A 20,546-nucleotide genomic window follows, 5' to 3' on the forward strand; every position below is an offset into this window, starting at 1 on the left:
AGAATCCCAAACACTTAGACTAAAACACTGTTGATTCATTGAATTTACCAGACAGGATTTCATTCTGCACAGATAACACTGACGCATGAGAAAGCTTTTACTGTTTTGCTTGGCCGGGCTAATGACCCTTACGACAACGTTTGGCCAAGAAAATGAAAAAACAATTACAGGCAATGTCTCCGGTGCGGACGACAAAGAGCCTATTCCGGGTGTCAACGTAACCCTAAAAGGCACAACAATCGGAACCGTAACGGATATTGACGGCAACTACAGCCTTACCATTCCGGTAACAAAAGGAGGCACATTAACCTTCTCTTTTATTGGGTTAGCGACCGAAGAGGTCAGAATTGGCACCCAAAAAGTGATAGACATGCAAATGACCGCCGAGCTCACTCAGCTACAGGAGGTCGTTATCACTGGTTACAGCCAACAAAGCAAAGAAAAACTCATCTCGACTATAGAAGTGCTCTCCCCTACCGAGATCGAAGACAAACCCGCGGCGGATGTCTCACAACTTCTACAAGGTCGCGCAGCCGGAGTAGTTAGCACGATAGGTTCAGGCCAGCCTGGCGCCAAAACCGACTTGATTATAAGAGGCGCAAGCTCTATTTCAGGAAACAACTCTCCATTGTACGTAATCGACGGTATCATTGTCGAAAACAGCAACCAATCAACTATTACTGACACGGAACAATCCCCGCTTTCACAAATCAACCCTGATGATATCGAATCAATATCGATTCTAAAAGACGCTTCCGCAACAGCCCTATATGGCTCACGAGGAGCAAACGGGGTTGTTGTTATCACAACAAAAAAAGGAAAAGCCGGCCAAACCCGATTTGGCTTCTCTGGCCAATGGGGACAAACCGTCCGGAACAAAGGGGGATTTAAGGTTATGGATGCCTTTGAACTTTGGACTTATGAACGAGCAGTTCTTGAAATTAACGGATACGATCCAGACGTTTTAAGACCGAAATCATATCTAACCGAGAATGGCGATACCGATTGGTTAGAAGAGGCGTATCAAAAAGGGCAACTTCAACGATATGAGTTATCCGCTTCAGGCGGAAGCGAACATACGACTTATTTCGCTTCATTAGGCTATTACGACCAATCAGGAATCCTAATTGGGTCAGATTTCGAGCGATACTCTGGCAGATTGAATATCAACAGCCAGCTATCCTCAACCTTAAACATGTCTTTAAACACATCTCTATCCGTTGCAGATCAAAGAAACGCAGGTAATGGCAATACTTTCACTAGTCCATTATTGGGCTCTTGGCTAAACAGGCCCTTCGATAGGGCCTACACCAACGGAGTACCTACCCCTGCCGGAATTATCGGGTCTGGCGTTGATTGGCAGTCATTGTCAAGTTCAAACTTTGTAAGGGAAATCAACCTTAGAAAACTCACAAACAAAACTGTCAGAAGTATCAATAAATTCAGTCTTTCTTGGTCTCCATTAGAGGATTTAACTCTGACTACAAATAATGGGTACGACTACCTAACAATAAAACAGATCAGCTATGCTGCTCCAAACTCGTATGATGGACAGAATGTAAAAGGGTTTCTAACTAATGTCAACAATATTAATTATACACTTACCACCTCCAATCTTATAAATTATAATTACTTAATAAACGACAACCAAGAGCTGACATTCTTACTAGGATTTGAAGCTCAAAAAAATGTAAGAGAAAATTTTGACGCAACCGGTAATTCTGTTGCGCACCCTAACTTAAGAACACTTGATTCATATGCTAGACCTGCGGGAGTTGGCGGATTTAATACCGAGTATTTCTTCATCTCATACTTTGCACAAGTCAATTATGACCTTCTGGGGAAATATTTTGCGACTGGCTCTTTCAGAAGGGACGGTTCCTCTAGGTTTGGTAGCGATAACCGATATGCGAACTTTTGGTCTGTCGGGGTGTCTTGGTTAATGCACGAAGAAGAATTTATCTCAAAACTAGATTTCATCAATACCCTCAAAATCCGGGCAAGTACAGGGGAGACAGGAAACGCCAATATTGGCAACTTCGAATCACAGGCACTATGGTCAGGAAACGCAAGTTATATGGACAACCCGGCTTTGGTTCCAATTCAACTAGCCAACCCAGAGCTTACCTGGGAAAGGAACACTGACTTTAACGCAGGTATAGACCTCGGCTTTTTTGAACGAATCAGTCTCTCCTATGACTTTTATATCCGAAAGTCTAAGGAAACCTTGCTTAGCAGGCCAATACCCGCTACAACTGGTTACACAGACGTCAACCAAAACATTGGGTCGATTAGAAACACTGGACACGAAATTATCCTAAACACTAAAAACCTCACGGGGCCTATTACCTGGAATACCAGCTTTAATATCTCATTCAATAAAAACGAAGTGGTCGACTTACCTGGAGGAGAACCATTCTCCAACCCTTTCACATCACTCCAACGTGTTGAGGAGGGGCACGACGTAAGATCATTTTATATGCAAAAATGGGCCGGAGTAGATCGTGACAACGGAGACCCACTTTGGTATAAGGCTGACGGCACAACAACCAACAATTATAATGAAGCAGCAAGAATGTTTGTCGGCTCCGCAACTCCTGATTTCACTGGAGGACTTAACAACACCTTAGCTTACAAAGGCTTTACATTCTCGTTCTTCTTCTATTTCACATACGGTAACGATGTCTATAACTCAACGTCTCGCTATTACGACTCCTCAGGAAGCAGATTCGGAGCAGTCAATCAAACCACAGAAGCTATAGACTTCTGGCGCGAAGACAATAAAGGAGCCCCAAGGCCAAAACCTCGATTGAGTCAAAACACTTCCAGCCTTAATTCTAGCAGATACCTTGAAGACGGGTCATATATAAGACTTCGAGACGTGACACTCGGCTACGAGTTCGACAAAGAACTTATCGGGAAAATCGGCCTGAATTCAGCAAGGGTATATTTCCAAGGCCAAAACTTGTTAACAATTACGGACTACAACGGCATTGACCCTGAAGTTGGTGTAATCGGCACAGAGTTTTTCCGATACCCAGTAGGCAAATCATGGAGCTTTGGCTTGGACATTCGCTTCTAAATATCTTAACACCAATATTAAAACGATGACAAAACACAAAGCACATAAATTAGGACTATCAGCCCTAACAGTCGTATTGGTGACGATCCTATTAGGAGCCTGTAAAGATGACCTTAACCTAAAGCCTCAACAATCGCTTCCACCGGATGATGCCCTGACAAATATCGAAGGGATCGAAAGTGCTCTAACGGGAACATACGACTTAATGAGGTCCACAACCTACTATGGCCGCAATTTCCTAGTGATGGCTGATGTTTCGGGAGATAACGTTTACAATAACCTTTCTTCCAACCGGTTTGTACCTTCATACGATTACGAACGAACGACATTCGACGCTAATCCAAGGGATATATGGATCCAAGCTTACAGAGCCACACTCTCCTGCAATAGCATCCTTTCAAATATTGACAACATCGAGGCAGAAGTCGACACCAAAAATCGTGTTAAGGGAGAATCTCTAATTATTAGATCCTTAGCCCTGTTTGATATGGTTAGGTCCTTTGCCCAACCATACCAAGTAGGCGGTGGGGCTCAACTCGGAGTACCAATCATTACACAAGACAGCCTAACTATTTCGACAACTACAATTTATCGTCCCTATCGCTCACCGGTAGAAAGAGTCTACGAACAAATAATCAAAGACCTCAGTTCAGCAAAACAGATCATGAAAGAAGGCGGAGCCATTGGCCGTACAAGCCGCAACGCCGCAACTGCACTGCTTTCAAGAATCTACCTATACAGAAGGGCTAACAACACCGATCTCGAAGCTGTGGTGACCCAAGCCTCCGAGATTATAAATTCCGGGGATTATTCCCTAATTCCTACAGATGAGTATTTAGCTTCATGGGGTGAAAACGGCGAAGATGAAGCGATCTTTGAGTTCATCTTCACAAAAAATGATGACCGAGGAGCTAACAACATTGGTAGAATGTACCTTCCTGAGGGATACGGAGACATACGCCCGCTTAACCGTTTTGTCGATATGTTCGCTGATAACGACGTTAGAAAAGGCTTATTCCAAGAAGATCCTCAAGGTGTTTTGTATATAAATAAATATCCTTCTCTTGATGGCATTCTAGGGCTTGCGTCTCCAAGAGTGATCAGATTAGCGGAAATCTATTTAAATAGAGCTGAAGCCTATGCCAGATTAGGCATGTACGACGAAGCGAAAGCTGACCTAAACACAATCATTGAAAGAGCAACAATAGGAACTTTCACTCCTATTGACCCTCCGAATGATGAGGTACTTGACCGTATCCTTCTTGAAAGATCTAAGGAGTTGTTTGCTGAAGGGCATCGAAGTTATGACATCTTCAGGACGGGCGGAGATATGGTAAGGTACGGGTGGATGAGCGAAGATGAAGGCGAAATCCTCTTTACGATAAAAACGGGCGATTATAATTCTATCTTGGCAATTCCGCAAAGAGATATTGATGTGAATGGGAATCTCGTACAAAACCCAGGGTACGTCCAGTAACTTATTAAAAGCGAAAGGCTGTCCTAAATAAGAACAGCCTTTCGTTTTACTCACTTTGATTTTTCAAAAACAATTTACTCTTCCAAAACAAATCGCTCCCCTTCTACAGCTAAATAGGTTTCCGGGAACACCCTTCTCGCTTCATCCAGCAATGGTTTTAGATGTTTGTTTCTTGCCGAAAAGTGCCCTATCAACAATTTTTGAACACCCGACATTTGAGCAATTTTTCCCGCTTGCTCAGCCGTACTATGGAACGTTTGTTTGGCCCTGTCTTCAAACTCTTTAGTAAAAGTGGCTTCGTGATATAACATCTCCACCCCCTCAATATGCTCCACAATACTAGGATCAAATTTAGTATCGGAACAATAAGCGTAACTATGCGATTTTGAAGGTGGAAGAGTCAATCGATCATTCTTTAAACGAATTTCACCGTTCTCCTTCATCACGTTTTGACCGTTCTTCAGTAACGCTATTTCTTGAAGAGTTATATTCCGAGGCAAGAGGTCTTTTATCAGTCTTCTTGGCTTGGGCTTCTCTTTAAACACAAATCCGGTACACGGTATTCTATGCTGTAACGGAAATGAAGAAACCGTAATCTTAGAGTCTTCAAACAATACTTCTGACGCGTCAGGATTTGTAGGGTGAAATCTTAAATCAAAACCAAGCAAAGTCTCTGAGTACTTTAGTTGCATTTTAAGGATCTCGTCCAAACCTTTCGGCCCGTATATATGTAACTCCCCCACTTGTCTAAACAAGTGCATTGAGGATATCAGACCGATTAAGCCAAAGAAGTGATCGCCATGCAAGTGGCTTATGAAAATCCGGCTGATCTTGCCGGCTTTACAATTCATCTTCTGAAGTCTCGTTTGGGTGCCTTCGCCACAATCTATCAAGAAGCGACGTTCTCCCAAGGTTAGCCATTGGGCCGAATGATGCCGGTTAAAAACCGGAGCGGCCGAACTGGATCCTAATATTTTTACGCTAAAGCTCAAACAGTATGGTTTTATTCTTCGGTATCTGTCAAATCCCTTTCAATTTCATGCAGGAATACGGCATCAATTGCCTCTTCCACTGTCGGCAGAATATGAAGAACCGAGTCAAGTTGTGATATTTTAATCAGTTTTAAAACATGTTCTCCCGAGCCCGTGATTACGAACATTCCATTATCCTCATTAAAAACCCTATGCCCGACTAATAATGCGCTAAGCCCGGACGAATCCACATACTTAACATCCGACAAATCGAGAATCACATTTCGAGCACCTTCGGCGCGAAACGTAAGGACATCTGACTTCATCGCGGGAGACTTTGTCGAATCCAGCTTTTCAAATTCCGGCTTTATCAGCACGTATTGTTCCTTCTTTTCAATCGAATATTTCATATTTCAGAAGTAAGGGTCTTATTCAATAAAAGTAAGAATAATGATTCCTACGAACATTTCTTTGCGCTTCCTTAACTTACATCAAAGATTGGCAAGGATATTTTTTTCTATTCTTTCAGTAGCGTTAGAGTAATCCTGTGGCACAAACTTTTCTCCTGTTACCTTTTCGAAAAGCTCTACGTAACGCTCTGAAATTGATTTCACAATCTCTTCGTTCATCTCAGGAACTACTTGGCCTTCTTGTCCCTGAAAGCCATTTGCCATCAACCACTCACGGACAAACTCTTTGGAAAGCTGTTTCTGACGCTCTCCTTTCTCTTGTCTTTCGGCGTAACCGTCAGCATAGAAATATCTTGAGGAATCGGGCGTGTGCACTTCATCAATCAAAAACACTTTCCCGTTATTGATTCCGAATTCATATTTCGTATCCACCAAAATCAGGCCTTCAGTGGCGGCCATCTCTGTACCACGCTGGAAAAGAGCACGCGTATAATCCTCCAGAAGGGAGTAAAGTTCCTCTGAAACAATGCCTTGACGAAGAATTTCGGCTCTGGAAATATCTTGGTCATGATCTCCGTCAGCGGCTTTCGTAGTTGGAGTAATAATTGGTTCCGGCAAGCGGTCATTTTCCTTGAGGCCTTCAGGCAACGGTACCCCGCAGACCTCACGCTTTCCTGCTTTATATTCTCTCCAAGCGTGCCCCGAAAGGTATCCCCTGATGATCATCTCTACGGGAACCGTTTGGCAAAGTTTTCCAACCGCCACATTTGGGTCAGGAACCATCTCAAGCCAATTCGGCACGATATCTCGGGTCGCTTCAAGAAACTTCGTAGCAATCTGGTTGAGTACCTGTCCCTTAAACGGAATCGGTTCGGGCAAAACGACATCGAACGCAGAAATCCTGTCCGAGGCCACGATAACTATCTTATCCTCAAAATAATAGTTCTCACGGACTTTACCCCGATAAAAACCTGTTTGTCCCGGAAAGCTAAAGTTTGTTTCCTTGATCGCAGTCGCCATTCTTCAATTATTTGCTGTACAAAATTAAACCCCTTCCTCTATCCGATCCTCTCTGTTGACCTAAGGCGACAAATATACATAAAAATCGTTGGTTTCACCTTCAGGAAATTGCCCTCAGGCTAGGTGAAAAACGTCCGCGTCGAGGTAAACCGGGAATTTTTCTCTAAAGGTTTTTAATTCACCTAAATTCAGGTCAACATTCTCGATCTTGTCTTCACTTCCTAAATTTGACACCGCTTTTCCTTTAAAATCATACGTAATCGAGGCGCCGGGATACATTAAATCGCCATCCGATCCGGAACGGTTCACCCCGACAACATACGTTTGATTCTCTATCGCCCTGGCTCTGAGCAACGTATCCCATACCTCTTGGCGAGAGGCAGGCCAAGAAGCTACGCAAATCATAAGATCGTAATCTGGCCGGCGGTCTTCCCCAATATTTCTGGCCCACACCGGAAAGCGCAAATCGTAACAAACCAACGGGCGGATTCGCCATCCTTTATATTCAATTGTCAAGCGTTCGGCCCCCGTTTCCATACCTTCCCGTTCGCCACCAATACTGAACAAGTGGCGTTTGTCATAATGCAGAAAGCTTCCGTCCGGATTCATCCACAGGAATCTGTTATAGATTTTTCCGCCCTCTTTAAAAAGTAACGAACCGCAAACGGCTGCTCCGTGCCTTGAGGCCATTAGCTTCATCCAGCGAAACGTCCGGCCATTTTTCATCTCGGCTAACGACAGATTTGTCGTGAAACCAGTGTTGAAAGTTTCCGGAAGAACGATAATATCCGCTTTCCCTGAATCGTCAAATTCCAGATTTTCTTCCAACGTAGCCAGATTCGCTTCCGTATTTTCCCAAACCAGATCGGCTTGGACCATTTTCACTGTCAAGGTTTCCATAAGTCCTTATCTGTTTGGCGGCAATATAAAAAAAACCGGACAGCCGTCCGGTTTTTGATCTTCTTAGAATCGCAATCCCAATTTATTAATGACTGTGGCTTGTCTCCGCTTTTCCCATTTCGGCCGAAAGGTAATACGCTCCGTTCAATGCCAATTCTGAATTGATAGGGATTTCTTCCAATGGCTTTATCTCAACATAACCACCCGATTTCGCTCCCAAAACCACCGGCACCCTTTTGAAGATATAGACACTTTCTGCCTCTACATGATCATGCGCTTCGCCCGCCTTGTGATCATGAGTTTCCTTACCGTGGTCATGACCTTCGTGCCCTGCATCTTCATGGTCATGGGACACTTCATTACCATGATCGTGCCCGTGTCCCTCAGAGACATTCTCAGATCCGTGACTATGGCCATCCGCTTCCATCCTAACGAACACAAAAGTCTCATCACCTTCCAGAGCGATCGCTCCTTCGGGTACCGCAGGAACATTCTCATCACCAACACTGATAGTCGCATTGACAAACAGTCCTGAAATCAAAGGTTCGGTATCGCCTTCGGTTATTTTCCCAAAAGCCTTTACCGATTTCGAATTGCCCTCAAAAGCTTTGCTTACGGCATAAAGTTCACCGCCGTACTCCTTGCCCGTCATATTCGCTACGGTAAAACGTATAGCCTGCCCTTTCTTGACTTTAGCGATATCATTTTCATAAATACTCAAGTCCAAATACAGATTCGAGTTGTTCACGATTTCAAACATTCCGACTTGCGTCTCGGCAAATGTTCCCGTATTCACATTCACCTTGGTCACGTGCCCTGAGATTGGAGACGTTATGGGAACCATCTGGCTGATTTTACCATTCCGAACCTTTTGAGGACTAAGGCCCAAGAGCTCAAGCTTAGTCCCGAACGATTTCACAACAGCCTCTACAGATTTATATTCTGATGTAATATTCTGAAATTCCTTACCCGAAGTGATTCTTTCATCGTAAAGTTTTTTCTTCCGCTCATACTCCTTTTTCAGGAATTGGAGCTTGTTATAGTTCTCCAAATACTGATGTTGGACGTGTATATATTCGGCTTGCGCAAGATAAGCCAGCACTTGGCCTTTCCTAACCTCATCGCCTTCCATAACCTTAACACTTTTGACAACACCGCCGATATAAGGCGTCACCGTTGCCATATCTTGGGGCGGTAGTTCCAACTCGCCCGTAGCCCGGACTACCGCCTTTAGGTTTCGCATCTGGATTTTCCCCAAACGCAAACCGATAGCTTTTGCCTGTTGCTCGGTCAGTTCCACCACTCCTTCCACATGCTCCTCATGAGCATCTTCGGCTACCGCCGAATCTTGTCGCGTTTTGTTTCCTCCACAAGAGGACATCATCACACCGGCAAGAAACAAAATCGAATATATGCTGAATCTTAATTTCATAGGATCTATCGTTAATGGCCCACGGCCGGATTTTCATTACTCAACACCGATATAATATTTCAACTCGGCGGCCAGCTGATGATATTGGAACAAATAATCGAGGTAGATTGTCTTTGTCTGGAATGATTCGTCCAGGTTCTGGATATACGCCACATAGTCGATCGCTCCGGCTTTATAGCTTTTCTCTGCCGTCTCTATTCTGGCATCAGCGAGCGGAACGGCCTGGCTTTCGTAATAATTCACGGAACGGTCAATCTTGCCAAACTCCAAAGCCGTCTGCTCCACGGTACTCGCCAAAGAAAGCTTCTGTTCTTCCAAAGCGTACTCCGAAGCTTTCAAACGCCTCTTCGCCGCCTTCGTCCGTCCCGCTTGTGACCTAAACCACAACGGCACCGCAATTCCGACTTGATAAGTATAAACACCCGTTTTATCCCCAACTTTTTGCTGTTCGTAGCTGACGTTAATATCCGGAGTAAAACCATTTTTCTCGACTCTCAGATTTGCCTTGTCCACATTTACCTGTTGCTCGGCGTATTTAAGAAATGGACTTAGGGAAATATCGGTAGAGTCCATAAAAGTCGACTCCCGGCTATCGTGAACTTTATGGCCGACTATTTCGAAATTGTCGCCGATATTAAGCCACTGAGCCAGTCTTCTTTTCGCTATCGCAACATCGGAACGGGCTTGGGTCAACCGGACCTCCACGCTTTTGACTTTACTCTGCGCAGCGATATATTCCAACCTTGTGGTTTCCTCCGTTTCGTAACGAATACGGGCGGCCCGTTCAAAATCAGTATAAACGGAATCGATCAAAAGCGCCAAATCCAAACGATCTTGAGCGTTCCGAAGGCCGTAATAAGCTACCGTTACGCTACGCACCAACTCGTTTTCGGTCAGATCAAAAGCTCTCTCGGAAAGCGCCACTTCTTCTTTCCTCAATTTACCCTTTGCCATATAAGATGTCGGGAATTCGAAACTCTGTCCTACTCCAACCAAAGTCGTGACGCTTCCGTCAATATTGACTTGTTCCTCTCCGGTATAAACATCTGTCTTGCCGAAATCCACCGCCGTTTTCCGCATTTCTTTCGAGGCTTCCATCTCTTGTGTCGCCTTTTTCAAAGACGGGTAATTTCGCTTGGCCAATTCCAAAGCTCTCTTCAAATCAACTTGCTCCTTATTTTCTTGAGCGTTCGAAATTCCCGACAACACCAACATCAATAAAACCAAGGTTACGGCCACTGCCGGCTTTGCGCCAAACCCTCTAGAACCCGTATTATCACGCTCCAGCCATTGGTACAAAACCGGGATAACGATCAAAGTCAACAAGGTGGAAGTGAGCAAACCTCCGATAACTACCGTCGCCAAAGGGCGCTGGACTTCGGCGCCCGCAGAACTTGAAATAGCCATCGGCAGAAAGCCCAAAATATCAGTTGAAGCCGTCAACATAATCGGACGTAATCGCTCGTGGGCTCCTTTGAGTATCCGTTCTTTCAGATCCGTAACTCCCCGTTCTTTTAGTTCATTCAGACTTGTGACCAATACGAGCCCGTTCAAAACGGCGACACCAAACAAAACGATAAAACCAACACCCGCCGAAATAGAAAACGGCATATCCCGCAGGTAAAGCGACAGTATCCCACCGATAGCGGAAAGCGGAATCGCCATATAAATCATAATGGTCTGTTTTACGGATTTGAGCGCGAAAAACAGCAAGACAAAAATCAAAGCCAAGGCCACAGGCACCACAACCCGCAAACGGGCTTTGGCCCTTTGCAAGTTCTCGAACGCTCCGCCGTATTTGATCACGTAACCGGGTGGCAACTTCAAATTGGCTTCCAATTTTTTCTGGATATCCATTACCGTGCTTTCCACATCGCGTCCGCGTGCGTTTACTCCTACGGATACCCTTCTGCGGGTGCCTTCCCGTGAAATCTGCATCGGCGCGGCCTGAAAATCCACTTCGGCCACTTCCTGTAAAGGCACCTGCTCTCCGTTAGGCAGGTTTACGAAAAGTCCGCGTAAGCTTTCGATATCCTGTTTGTATCGATCGTCCAAACGCACCACCAGCTCAAAGCGTTTTTCCCCTTCGAAAATCACACCCGCTTCCGTCCCCGCAAAAGCCGAACTGACGATACTGTTCAGGTCCTCCACGTTCAGGCCATATTGCGCCAGCTTGGCTCTTTTGTACTTTACGGTCATTTGCGGAAGGCCTTTAGTCGCCTCCACATTTATGTCGCCCACGCCATCCACACCCTGAATCAGCTTTCCGATTTCTTTGGCCTTTACGGCCAATACATCCAGATCTTCACCATAAAGCTTGATAGCGATATCCTGACGGACGCCGGTCAACAATTCATTGAAACGCAACTCTACTGGTTGCGAAAACTCGTAGTTTATTCCCGGCAAGGCGCTAACCTTTTCCTTCATCAATTGGATAAGCTCTTCTTTCGATGAAGTCGTGTTCCATTCCTCATGCGGTTTTAACATGATAAACATATCGGCAATATCCATCGGCATCGGGTCGGTCGGCAATTCGGCCACTCCTATTCTGGCCACGACATCCTCCACCTCATCCGGGAAACTTTCCAACAAAATCCGCTCTATTCGCTCACTGGCCTCAATAGTCTCGGTGAGGGAACTTCCGGGTTTAAGCAAAGCCTGCATCGCAAGGTCCCCTTCGTCCAATGTCGGGATGAATTCGCCACCCAAGCGTGAGAATACCCAGCCGGAAAGCGCCAACAACGCCACTGAAACCACTATTACCGCTTTGCCTCTTTTCAGAACTCTCTGCAAAACAGGATCGTACACTTTATGCAAAGAGTTCATAATTTTGTCGCCCAATCCGGGTTTTGCATTCGGGTCGGGGCTGGCTTTCAGGAACAAGGCCGTAACCATCGGAACATAAGTGAGGCAGAGAATCATGGCGCCGATTATGGCGAAGCCGAAAGTCAAAGCCATCGGCTTAAACATCTTGCCTTCCACTCCTGTCAAGGCCAACAAGGGCACAAACACAATCAGGATAATCAATTGCCCGAAAAAGGCTGCGTTCATCATTTTGGTGGACGCTTCGGCGGAAATTTGGTCACGCTCCCCTTCGCTCAGGTTATGCTTTTTGTTTTTGTGAATATGCTGGGTCATATAAAACACGGCCGCCTCCACGATAATCACGGCGCCGTCCACGATGATGCCGAAATCGATAGCTCCGAGACTCATCAGATTCGCCCAAACACCGAAAATGTTCATCATGATAAAGGCGAAAAGCAACGATAGAGGGATCGTAGAAGCCACAATCAGCCCTCCACGCCAGTTACCGAGCAAAATCACCAATACGAAAATGACGATCAGGCCACCCTCCACCAGATTTAGGGCGACCGTACTGGTTGTGTTCTGAATCAGTTCCGAACGATCCAAAAACGGTTCGATACTTACGCCTTCTGGCAATGTTTTCTGAACCTGCACGATTCTTTCCTTAATGTTGTTGATCACTTCATTGGAGTTTTCATCCTTGAGCATCAACACCATTCCCCCCACGCTTTCCTTTCCGTTTTTGGTAAAAGCACCGTAACGGACAGCCGCGCCGATTTTCACTACGGCAACATCCCGAATCAATACGGGACGCCCCGTTTCACCGATCTTGACAACCGTATTCTCGATATCCCCGATGGATTTGTAAAGCCCTTCGCCCCGGATAAAATTCGCCTTGCGGTTTTTCTCTATATAAGCGCCCCCCGTATTCTCATTATTTTTGTTCAAGGCTTCGAAAATCTCCGAAACACTTACTGACATGCTCTTCAGCCGGTTTGGGTTCAAAGCAACTTCATACTGCTTTACCGTTCCTCCAAAAGAATTGACCTCCACAACGCCGGGCACCATAGCCATCTGGCGCTTCACAATCCAATCCTGAATTGTCCGTAGCTCCTGCGGATCATAATTGTCCTCAAATTTCGGATCGACTTCAAAAGTATATTGATAAACTTCACCGAGTCCCGTAGTGATCGGCCCGATAAACGGCTCGCCAAATTTTTCGGGAATCTCACCTTTTACCTCATTCAGCTTCTCGCTTACCAATTGCCGAGGCAAAAAGGTTCCCATACCGTCCTCAAAGACAATAGTTACCACCGACAGGCCAAAACGCGAGATCGAACGGATCTCTGTTACGCTGGGTAGATTCGCCATCGCCAATTCCACAGGGTAGGTAACGAATTGCTCGATATCGCCAGTACCCAGATTCGGCGCCACGGTAATCACCTGCACCTGATTGTTAGTAATATCGGGTTGCGCGTCGATGGGAACTTCCCGCATCGACCATATTCCCGCACCGATCAGGGCGAAAGTCATTAGCCCAATGATCAGTTTGTTCTTTATAGAAAAATTTATGATTTGATTGATCATGCCCATATATAGGTTTTCCGGAAACGGGGCAAATTTGTCCATGAACGACTTTCGCACCGCATACGGGTTATCAATTCCGAACAATCTTATATCCAAAAGGATACAGCAAAGACTTCCGTAGCGAAAAGCCACGGAAACGCGCTCGGATTAACAGTTTAAGAAAAGGCTATGATCAGGATTTCGGCGGATGCCAAATATCAGAATAAGAACCCACGACATTGGGGTCTCTATAGTTGAAAAAATGTACGACTTCAGATGTTTCAGGAGCTTGAAGCGTCACGGTAAAATCCATATTCACGGGAACCATAACGCCACAACAGTCGCAAACGCAGAGCGGGCCACAAACAGGATGTTCGTGAGAAGTGTCATGCGAGTCTCCGTCTCCGCAGAACTCTTCCACCAATTGGGACGGATGATCGCCCGCCAAATGGAGGGTGTCCGCACACGGCAATATTGCCAACGACAACATTACCAAAGCCCATATGGTGACAAAACTTCTCATTTCTTGCATGAAGGTAAGACCGTGACCGGAGAAACCCAAGGCGTGGCTGAATTTTTAACGAAAAGATCGACGCTATGTTAGCGCCCCGATTACCCGTCGCTTTCCAGAGTGGTGTCGGGCAAAGCCAAGGCGCCTTCCTCAAGATGTACCACGGATGAATACTCCGAGTTATCCCTCAAAAAATCCGCCAGCACGGCGCTGCGTACTCCAACTTGGCAAACGATCACCAAGGTCTTTCCTACTCCGCCCCGAGCGTCGATTTCCACCGAACGATTCTTTACTTCCGCAAAAGGAATCTCGACGGCGTTCCATTCTTTCGGAAATTTCGGTTCCTCATATTCCTCACGGACATCCAAAACCACAGCGTTCCCGCTTCGCAAAAATTCAAAAAATCGATCCGAGGAAATGGTGTTACTTTTCTCCTCTGTCCTCAATCCGCAAAAACGCTCATAGTTTCTTTTCGAAAAAGAATCGGCCTCATCCAGCGCCTTTCTTATTCCCTCTTCTGTCCGAACGACTTCCAGCACATTCTCAGTCCCAAAAAGCGCGTCCAGCAATAGCAAACGTCCGGATAAAGTCTCGCCGATCCCCAAAATCATTTTCAAAACCTCGTTCGCCTGCTTAGTTCCGACAAGCCCGGGCAATACACCCAAAACCCCTATTTCCGAACAGGTAGGACTCTCGCCCGGCGCCGGCGGTTCCGGAAACACGCAACGGTAAGTGGGCCCGCCCTTATAATTAAAAACCGAAACCTGTCCCGAAAACTTTTGAATAGCGCCAAACACCAACGGCTTGCCCAAAATCACGCAAGCGTCATTGAGCAGATAGCGGGTAGAAAAATTATCCGTTCCGTCCACCACAATATCATATTCCGCAATCAAACCCAAAGCGTTTTCGGGAGTAATACGCTCCGTATACGCCCTGATCTCAATCGTCGGATTCAGCGCCTCCAACCGAGCCTTGGCGCACAAAGCTTTGTTTTTCCCAACATCCAAAACCCCGAAAAGAATCTGCCGTTGCAAATTCGACTCATCAACAGAATCAAAATCCACAATCCCGACAGTACCCACCCCTGCCGCCACCAGATATTGCGCCACGGGACAGCCCAATCCGCCCGCCCCGATAATCAGGACTTTTGACGCCAATAACTTCTCTTGGCCGGCTTCGCCGATTTGTTCTAGGATTAGGTGTCTGCTGTATCTGTTTCGGTAAGCTGGGTTCATATTCTTTTCAAGAAACTAAAACTCGTATTTCCTCAGACAAAACTACGCTTTCGGGAACTACTGAAAAAACGAAAAAGCCGCTTTGGCGTAAAACGCTGGTCCAGATTAAACCGGAATCAAAAATTTACAGAAAAAACAAAAAAATTAAGTCGTATAATTTCATTATAGAAACCCTCGATATCGTAAATTCGTACCCTGAAAACTTCACGTCATTTACATGACAATCCGATTATGAGTCAAATCAAACTAGAAGATATTTGTGATATAGCCGTTTCGGCCGGCCAAGAGATTATGAACTTTTACAAGGACGAAAAAACGTTCGAAAAAGTGGATTTCAAAGCCGACGATTCCCCTCTTACATTAGCCGACCAAGCCGCGCATAAAATCATCTGCGCTGAACTGGAAAAGCTTTACCCGGAGATTCCGATTCTCTCGGAAGAAGGCGCAAAGATAGAATATGCTGAACGCTCAAAATGGGACCGCTATTTCTTGGTGGATCCCCTTGACGGCACTAAGGAATTTATTAACCGAAACGGAGAGTTCACCGTCAATATAGCCGTTATTGAAAACCGTAAAGCGATAGCCGGAGTCATCTACGTTCCCGTTAAAGACACCTTATACTTCGGCGATAGAAACGGAGCTTTCAAAAGAACAGGAAACGAATCGGCTGAAAAAATCAGCGTACGCCCGCGCCCGGAACAAGCTACAGCCGTCCGAAGCAAATCGCACGCTTCGAATGCCGAAGAGTCGGTTTTGGAACGTTACAACGTCACGGATTCAATATCGGTGGGCAGTTCCTTAAAATTTTGCATGGTAGCCGAAGGCAAAGCCGACGTATATTACCGCCATGGTCCGACGATGGAATGGGATACCGGTGCCGGACAAGCCGTGCTGGAAGCCGCCGGAGGGAAAGTTTATACGGGAAGCGAAGAAAACGAGGTCTTCCTTTATAATAAAGAAAACTTGTTAAACGGAAGTTTTTTGGCTATTGGCTAGAAAATACCCTGCTGACGCAAGTAAGCCCTTTTCCCAAATATTTCTGAGCCATTAGGTTCCTATACAAGAAAAAGAGACCAATCAACCAAAAAATAAGATGTCAAGAAAAAGAGTCCTAATCACCGGCGCAGCCGGCTTTCTAGGGTCCCACCTCTGCGACCGCTTTATTGCGGAAGGTTGCCATGTAATAGGCATGGACAACCTGATTACGGGCGATATGGCGAATATCGAGCACCTGATGCCCTTGGAGAATTTCGAATTCTACCACCACGACGTTTCCAAGTTCGTACACGTCTCGGGCGAACTCGATTATATCCTCCATTTCGCCTCCCCCGCCAGTCCAATCGATTATCTCAAGATTCCGATACAGACCCTGAAAGTCGGTTCCCTCGGCATCCATAATCTTTTGGGATTGGCCAAAGAAAAAAACGCAAGGGTCCTTATCGCTTCCACTTCCGAAGTATACGGCGACCCGCACGTACACCCGCAACCGGAAAGCTATTGGGGTAACGTAAACCCTGTAGGTCCACGAGGTGTTTACGACGAGGCCAAGCGCTTTCAGGAAGCTATGACAATGGCCTATCATACCTATCATGGGCTTGAGACACGTATAGTCCGGATTTTCAACACTTACGGTCCCCGGATGCGCCTCAACGACGGTCGTGTTCTTCCCGCTTTTATTGGCCAAGCGCTCCGTGGCGAAGACCTGACAGTCTTCGGTGACGGTTCGCAAACCCGTTCTTTCTGCTATGTAGACGATTTGGTGGAAGGCATCTATCGCCTCTTACTAAGCGATTGCGCGGAACCGGTTAACGTGGGTAATCCCGACGAGATCACGATTGGCGAGTTCGCAGAAGAAATTATCAAACTTACGGGCACTACCCAAAAGGTAATTTATCAAGACCTACCTACTGACGACCCAAAACAGCGCCGGCCGGATATCGCAAAAGCGAAAGAGATTCTGGGCTGGGAGCCGAAGGTATCCCGTGAAGAAGGATTGAAAATCACTTATGAGTATTTCAGATCCTTGCCAGAAGAGAAGCTCTTTAAGCGTGAGCATAATGACTTTAGCGAGTATATTAAAAAATAGGCCCGGCCGAACAGAAACAAAAAAAGCGATCTTTCGATCGCTTTTTTTGTTTCTTGAAGGATGTGACAATCCTAATGTGTCCATCCGCATGTACCCAGGGCGATGCCCCGGGCTAATTAATGTAAGGCCTTCAGCCTTATTGGTGTCTTAATCGCTCTTTCAAGATTAGGCTTCAACGTTGGCACGGGCTTTCTCCAAACCTTTGCCAATACCGCGGAATTCGAAACCATATTCAGCCATAGCTTCTCCGTCCAAAATATTTCGGCCGTCGAAGACGAAGGCCGGTTTCAGCATCTTTGCGTATATGCTTGCCCAATCGTAAGTTTTAAATTCATCCCATTCGGTCAAAACCGCGATTGCATGGGCGCTATCCATAGCCGTGTACGGTTCCTCATGCACCACGATCAAGTCTCGCCAATTTTCCGGCAACGGGTTCTCCGTATATACCGACCCCGGATTCTCGATCAGATACTCCATATCCCGGAACATCTGTGCCTTAGGCACCTTCGGATCATAAACATGGATCTCGGCACGGTCCTGCAATAGCTCGTGAGCCACATAAATAGCCGCCGACTCGCGGGTATCGTTCGTGTCTTTCTTAAAAGCCCAGCCCAAGAAAGCGATCTTTTTGCCCGATACCGTATTAAACAACGTATCAATAATCTGCTTGGCAAAACGGTGCTTTTGGTAATCGTTCATGGCCACTACCTGCTCCCAATAATCGGCCACTTCCGGCAATCCGAAATGACGGCAGAGATAAACCAAATTCAGAATATCTTTCTGGAAACAGCTCCCGCCGAAACCTACAGAAGACTTCAAAAACTTAGGTCCGATACGACTATCCGAACCGATAGCGTTAGCTACCTCGTCTACATCTGCACCAGTACGCTCGCACAAGGCTGAAATAGCGTTGATTGATGATACTCGTTGCGCCAAGAAGGCGTTAGCCGTAAGCTTCGAAAGCTCCGAAGACCATAGATTAGTAGTAATCAGTCTGTCCTTCGGCAACCAATGGGCGTATACATCCACCAAAGCCTGAATGGCTTCCTGTCCCTTTTCATCCTGATCACCGCCGATCAACATACGATCAGCGTTGTGAAGGTCATCTATTGCGGTACCTTCGGCTAAAAACTCAGGATTCGACAGAATTTGGAACTCATGTTCTCCCGCTTCGGCTTTCAGAATACGCTTAACGCTTTCAGCCGTTCTTACAGGAAGAGTCGATTTTTCCACAACAATTTTATCCCCGTTCGCAACACGAGCGATCTGACGAGCGCAAAGCTCTACGAATTTCAAATCCGCCGCTCGGCCTTTGCCTACACCGTAAGTTTTGGTAGGAGTATTTACCGAGATAAAAATCATTTCGGCTTCTTGAATGGCTTTATCTACGTCAGTGGAGAAAAACAAGTTACGCCCACGAGCCTCATCCACCACTTCGGCCAAACCGGGTTCGTAAACCGGAAGTTTATCCAAGTCCTTATCGTTCCAAGCCTCTATACGGGCCTCATTAATATCGACTACAGTAACTTTTATTTCCGGACATTTCTGTGCGATTACGGACATAGTAGGACCGCCCACATATCCGGCGCCGATACAACAAATGGAGGTGATTTTTTTCATTTTATTGTTTGTAAAGCGTAAAGCGTAAAGCGTAAAAAAATACCCGTTGAGGCATTACGCCTTGCCGATACGTATATTTTTAATTTTCGTGTAAACTTATTTGATGACTGAGCTTTTTTTCGGAGGGTATCCGTGTGTAAGCACCCGCATGGTTCCGGGACAACACCAGGCTAACATATGTCAGGTGTTCAGCCTTTTGGGACGAAACCTGTGTAAAATCCCCCAGAGTGATATCTTTCGCATTCAAATTAAACCTCTTTTCGAATTATTGCGATGAAATAGATCATAACAAGCGATTATCTGGAATATCAAGTCTCTTGCGTTTGACTCATTTCGTAGAGTCGGAATGCCGGAATAAGGAAGATAGCGACGAAAGGCAATTGCGCCAGGTTTTTCAATTGCTGGGCCAAGGAATATCCATAGGCGTACTGCCCTGTCAGCATACTGAAAGCCACGGCAGAAACACAAAGAAGCACCACCGCTACGTAAATTCCCAGAGTAAAACCGAAATAACGGCCCTGCCCGAAAATACCGTAAATCAAGGTAGCCGTGGCCAAAGGAATCGATATGAACTGAAACAGTGTGGATAACCAACGCGGATCCCGCAAAAAAGCCTGTGACATAGTCGCCAAGGTCATTGGATAGCTCTCATAATCCGGACGTAAGCGAGGCAAAAGGAAGCCTTTGATATTGGGATTGATAAAATTAAAAATATACCGTTCCCTAAAATATCCGACGAGCAACAAGAGCAAGGCCGCGCAGACTACCAACAGGTATCGTATTAATTTCCGCTTGTTCATACCTCTACGCTGGCCTTCCGAACCTTATCTTTTTCCATACTGGCATAAATCGAATAATGATTCACCCACCACCACCACAAGGCTAGGACACCACTGTAGACAACCAATGTGAAAGCGTATTTATGACTAAAATCCAAGTAAGCGGGCCAATACATCTGCACCATGCTCAGGGCTACGATTCTCACTAAATTCAAAAGGTAGATAGCGACAAATCCTCCCAAAACAAATGACAGCTTCGGCTTCCAAGATCCGGGGAAAGCTATAAAGAAGCCTCCGTAGAGGGCGTACAAAACCAACCCGTTACATGAATCGGCTACATTCAACAGCTTTTGACCGGAACAAACAACGCTGGTCCAAACCGAATCCTGCGCCATACTTGCGTCATAGCCCAATACTTTCAGGATCCAGACACTCTGCCCCGTAACAGCTGTCGTCAACCAATCGTCTACGACACCCAAATCTCTCAGCCACGATTCGTAGACAAAAAACCATAGGGCGTATAAAGCCAAAGCCTTAACGAAAAACACGATCAACGAATTCCTTTCCGATTGCTTTTGCGCCATATCATTGATATCCAAGCCAAAATTTTCCTCATCGCCTAGAAGACAAGACATACCTTGTCTCTACGACC

15 protein-coding genes are annotated in these 20,546 nt (G+C 45.9%); 4 read left to right on the forward strand and 11 right to left on the reverse strand.

Translation table 11 applies throughout. The annotated features are described in order from the left end of the window. Window positions 1-85: 85 nt before the first annotated feature. Both AABK39_RS12110 and AABK39_RS12115 read left to right on the forward strand, forming a co-directional pair. Window positions 86-3,082 carry a SusC/RagA family TonB-linked outer membrane protein gene (locus AABK39_RS12110; RefSeq protein WP_338391615.1) on the forward strand — a complete coding sequence of 999 codons (2,997 nt, stop codon included), beginning with the start codon at window positions 86-88 and terminating at the stop codon, window positions 3,080-3,082. 25 nt (window positions 3,083-3,107) lie between these two features. Beyond that, the gene (locus AABK39_RS12115) at window positions 3,108-4,559 is read left to right on the forward strand and encodes a RagB/SusD family nutrient uptake outer membrane protein (protein ID WP_338391616.1); all 1,452 of its coding nucleotides are present in this window, start codon (window positions 3,108-3,110) and stop codon (window positions 4,557-4,559) included. Between the two features lie 74 nt (window positions 4,560-4,633). On the opposite strand, the gene AABK39_RS12120 is transcribed toward AABK39_RS12115, so the two are convergent. The 8 genes from AABK39_RS12120 to AABK39_RS12155 form a co-directional block, all read right to left on the reverse strand. Beyond that, window positions 4,634-5,551, reverse strand: a complete 918-nt coding sequence (locus AABK39_RS12120) for a ribonuclease Z (RefSeq protein ID WP_338391617.1) — start codon at window positions 5,549-5,551, stop codon at window positions 4,634-4,636. Between the two features lie 11 nt (window positions 5,552-5,562). Next, a complete protein-coding gene (locus AABK39_RS12125; RefSeq protein ID WP_338391618.1) occupies window positions 5,563-5,940 on the reverse strand; it encodes an STAS domain-containing protein in 378 nt (125 codons plus the stop codon). 81 nt (window positions 5,941-6,021) lie between these two features. Beyond that, on the reverse strand, window positions 6,022-6,960 hold the full coding sequence (locus AABK39_RS12130) for a phosphoribosylaminoimidazolesuccinocarboxamide synthase (protein WP_338391619.1): 939 nt from the start codon (window positions 6,958-6,960) through the stop codon (window positions 6,022-6,024). A gap of 114 nt (window positions 6,961-7,074) precedes the next feature. Beyond that, window positions 7,075-7,860: a nitrilase-related carbon-nitrogen hydrolase gene (locus AABK39_RS12135; protein ID WP_338391620.1), complete on the reverse strand. Its 786-nt coding sequence runs from the start codon at window positions 7,858-7,860 to the stop codon at window positions 7,075-7,077. An 85-nt stretch (window positions 7,861-7,945) separates the two neighbouring features. Continuing rightward, on the reverse strand, window positions 7,946-9,292 hold the full coding sequence (locus tag AABK39_RS12140) for an efflux RND transporter periplasmic adaptor subunit (RefSeq protein WP_338391621.1): 1,347 nt from the start codon (window positions 9,290-9,292) through the stop codon (window positions 7,946-7,948). Between the two features lie 36 nt (window positions 9,293-9,328). After that, a complete protein-coding gene (locus AABK39_RS12145) occupies window positions 9,329-13,684 on the reverse strand; it encodes a CusA/CzcA family heavy metal efflux RND transporter (protein ID WP_338391622.1) in 4,356 nt (1,451 codons plus the stop codon). 172 nt (window positions 13,685-13,856) lie between these two features. Continuing rightward, a complete protein-coding gene (locus AABK39_RS12150; RefSeq protein WP_338391623.1) occupies window positions 13,857-14,186 on the reverse strand; it encodes a DUF6660 family protein in 330 nt (109 codons plus the stop codon). Between the two features lie 89 nt (window positions 14,187-14,275). Beyond that, the gene (locus AABK39_RS12155) at window positions 14,276-15,409 is read right to left on the reverse strand and encodes a HesA/MoeB/ThiF family protein (RefSeq protein WP_338391624.1); all 1,134 of its coding nucleotides are present in this window, start codon (window positions 15,407-15,409) and stop codon (window positions 14,276-14,278) included. A 231-nt stretch (window positions 15,410-15,640) separates the two neighbouring features. On the opposite strand from AABK39_RS12155, the gene cysQ reads away from it, so the two are divergent. After that, window positions 15,641-16,405: a 3'(2'),5'-bisphosphate nucleotidase CysQ gene (gene cysQ / locus AABK39_RS12160; RefSeq protein WP_338391625.1), complete on the forward strand. Its 765-nt coding sequence runs from the start codon at window positions 15,641-15,643 to the stop codon at window positions 16,403-16,405. A 97-nt stretch (window positions 16,406-16,502) separates the two neighbouring features. Further along, window positions 16,503-17,495: a UDP-glucuronic acid decarboxylase family protein gene (locus tag AABK39_RS12165; RefSeq protein ID WP_338391626.1), complete on the forward strand. Its 993-nt coding sequence runs from the start codon at window positions 16,503-16,505 to the stop codon at window positions 17,493-17,495. Window positions 17,496-17,660: 165 nt separating this feature from the next. Here AABK39_RS12165 and AABK39_RS12170 read toward each other — a convergent pair whose 3' ends face one another. The 3 genes from AABK39_RS12170 to xrtX form a co-directional block, all read right to left on the reverse strand. Further along, a complete protein-coding gene (locus AABK39_RS12170; protein ID WP_338391627.1) occupies window positions 17,661-19,115 on the reverse strand; it encodes a UDP-glucose 6-dehydrogenase in 1,455 nt (484 codons plus the stop codon). A 308-nt stretch (window positions 19,116-19,423) separates the two neighbouring features. Further along, on the reverse strand, window positions 19,424-19,915 hold the full coding sequence (locus tag AABK39_RS12175) for a hypothetical protein (RefSeq protein WP_338391628.1): 492 nt from the start codon (window positions 19,913-19,915) through the stop codon (window positions 19,424-19,426). Next, window positions 19,912-20,529, reverse strand: coding sequence for an exosortase X (gene xrtX, locus AABK39_RS12180; protein WP_338391629.1), 618 nt, complete (start codon window positions 20,527-20,529; stop codon window positions 19,912-19,914). The genes AABK39_RS12175 and xrtX overlap by 4 nt, the downstream gene beginning before the upstream one ends. Between the last annotated feature and the right edge of the window lie 17 nt (window positions 20,530-20,546).

The sequence above is a fragment of the Fulvitalea axinellae genome, from assembly GCF_036492835.1.
Lineage (GTDB): Bacteria > Bacteroidota > Bacteroidia > Cytophagales > Cyclobacteriaceae > Fulvitalea > Fulvitalea axinellae.